Origin of the sequence: Moorena sp. SIO4E2 (genome assembly GCF_010671945.1) — a bacterium.
GTDB lineage: Bacteria > Cyanobacteriota > Cyanobacteriia > Cyanobacteriales > Coleofasciculaceae > Moorena > Moorena producens.
The window spans coordinates 1-2349 of record NZ_JAAHIE010000880.1 but is presented as its reverse complement, the minus strand read 5'-3'; the positions used below and the strand labels follow the sequence as shown (position 1 = coordinate 2349).

2 protein-coding genes and 1 pseudogene are annotated in these 2349 nt (G+C 37.8%); all 3 read left to right on the top strand.

Going from position 1 to position 2349, the window contains the following annotated elements:
- Nucleotides 1-498: Pvc16 family protein (locus tag F6K37_RS38535; protein ID WP_287256436.1), on the top strand; the 498-nt coding region annotated here is incomplete at its 5' end.
- A gap of 38 nt (nt 499-536) precedes the next feature.
- Nucleotides 537-1403: a hypothetical protein gene (locus F6K37_RS38530; protein WP_287256434.1), complete on the top strand. Its 867-nt coding sequence runs from the start codon at nt 537-539 to the stop codon at nt 1401-1403.
- A gap of 24 nt (nt 1404-1427) precedes the next feature.
- Nucleotides 1428-2349 (top strand): annotated as a pseudogene (locus F6K37_RS38525) (phage tail sheath family protein); the annotation flags it as partial.

The following is a 2349-nucleotide window of genomic DNA, read 5'->3' as shown; positions in this document are numbered from 1 at the left end:
GCTTTTGAGGTCTTATTTCTTCAGGATCGCAACGGGAAAGAAGTTTCCTTAGAAGAGAATGCCATTACTACCTTATTAGTTAACTTAGAAGAAGACTATACCTTTCGTTCTGGTGCTGCCTATGACAGGATGCCTAATCAGGGGGGGAAGCAGCAAAACAACCCTAATCTTTACCTCAATTTATACGTTCTATATGCTGCTAATTTTACTAATTACAGCCAATCTTTAAAGTTTTTGTCCCTAATTATCAAATACTTTCAAAGTCATCGGTTATTTGATTGTCGTAACTCTCCAACCCTCAGTGCTGAGATCCAAAAATTGACCATCGAACTGGTTAATTTGCCTTTTACTGAACAAAGAGAGGTTTGGTCTGGTTTAGGCATGTCTTATATGCCTTCAGTCATTTATAAAGTCAGAATGGTTGTCTTTGCCGATGGGGATACGGTGGAAATTGGCTCTGATGTAACTGATAGGGAAGTTAGTAGTTCAAGAATCTAGTATCGCCGCCAAACTCAAACCCAAGGGTCATCTAGATTATGCTTTATAAGCAACTCTTTGAATTAAGTATTCTTCACGACTATTATCGGGATAAAGTCTGCCCGGACTTAAGTGTTGAACCAACACCTGAATGTAGCAGGGTACTTAGGGGTCATCGTCTGATTGTTAAGAATAAAGTTAACGGAATAGTGGTCATTACCCCAGTATATTCAGAAAATTCAGAAAATTCAGAAAATTCAGAACAGAAACCCTGGGTAGAGCTTGCTGATAATTTGCAGTTTACTTTTATATTAAAACTCAAAAATCAAGATTTTATAGATTTCACAGATATTGACTGGAAACCCGTTGATAATGTTAGTTATCATTTTAGTAATGAAAATAATAATGAAAATAAAGCGTCAGATTTAGATATAATTCATACTCAATGGTGTTACATAAAAGTGCCCAGGGTACAAACTATTTTTGGCATTGTGGATATTTATAATAACTCCTCCATGTCTAAAGATTTGAATCAGGGGAGTGACTATAAAATCACCTTTAACGCCAAAAAACAACCGTGGTACTATTACCTGGTAACGGATCAGTTAACTAATGGCGATGAATTCTTGATTGAAGATAAAGATCCGACCAGGAAACCAGAAATTAAATTTACTAGATCTACGAGTGCCGACGCTAAAGAAACAGATCCAATATTTTCTGCTCTTAACCAACAATTTCCTGAATCTCAACAATATTGCTTTAAATCTGACTCAGAAATTGCTTGTCAGGAAGCTGGGAGACAAAACATTCAACTTTTAATAAAGAAAAAGAATGAACTTGGCGATCCCTCTGTGTGGATTGATCATTTACCTAATCCCCCTAATCATAACGGAATTAAAGTCATTAATGCCCTGAAATACCTATAAAAATTGAAACCTAAGGATTGAACCATGGTAACGTATAAAACTCCTAATGTTTATGTCGAGGAAATTTCTACATTTCCCCCTTCAGTCGCTGAGGTATCTACAGCGATTCCAGCTTTTATCGGTTACACAGAGAAAGCTGGAATAGGCGACCAATTAAAGAATAAACCCACTCGAATTAGTTCACTGCTTGACTATGAAACTTTGTTTGGCAAAGCTCAAGCAACCAGCTTTGAGGTAACAACAAAGGTTGATGATACAACTAAGGCCGAGGTAATTACTAGCATTGACACTCCTGAACTCAAGTATTTAATGTATTATGCTTTGCGCCTGTATTTTGATAACGGTGGAGGCAGTTGTTACATTGTTTCGGTAGGTGATTATAGTCAAGATAAAGATAAAGGTAAATTTGAGGACGGATTAAAAGCTTTAGAAAAAGAAGATGAACCCACCTTAATCCTGCTTACCGATGCGGTAAGTTTAGGTGATACCAATTATTACGGACTTTGTCAAAAAGCTTTAGAGCAATGCAATAAATTAAAAGATAGGTTTGCCATTTTCGACGTTCTGAAAGTTGATGGATTCCGAGAGGGAATTGGCACAGATTATTTAAAATATGGCGCAGCTTATTATCCCGACCTCCAAACATCACTCAACTACTATTACACCGATCATTCTGTAACTATCAAGGGAGGTGGAGGAACCACCGATACAGGAGGAACCACCGATACAGGAGGAACTACTGAATCAAACCTGAGTAACAGCAAAACCAAGAACACCGATATTTATAACAAAATTAAAGCTGAACTAGCTAAACAGCGAGTTGTATTACCTCCAAGTGCTGCTGTAGCAGGGGTATATGCCAGGGTAGATCGGGACAGGGGAGTTTGGAAAGCACCTGCTAATGTCAGCTTGGCATCGGTACTTGCGCCTACGGAAAAAATTACCA

Coding starts and splice junctions, on each gene's coding strand:
- F6K37_RS38530 (WP_287256434.1), top strand. CDS start 537: ATGCTTTATAAGCAACTCTTTGAATTAAGTATTCTTCACGACTATTAT.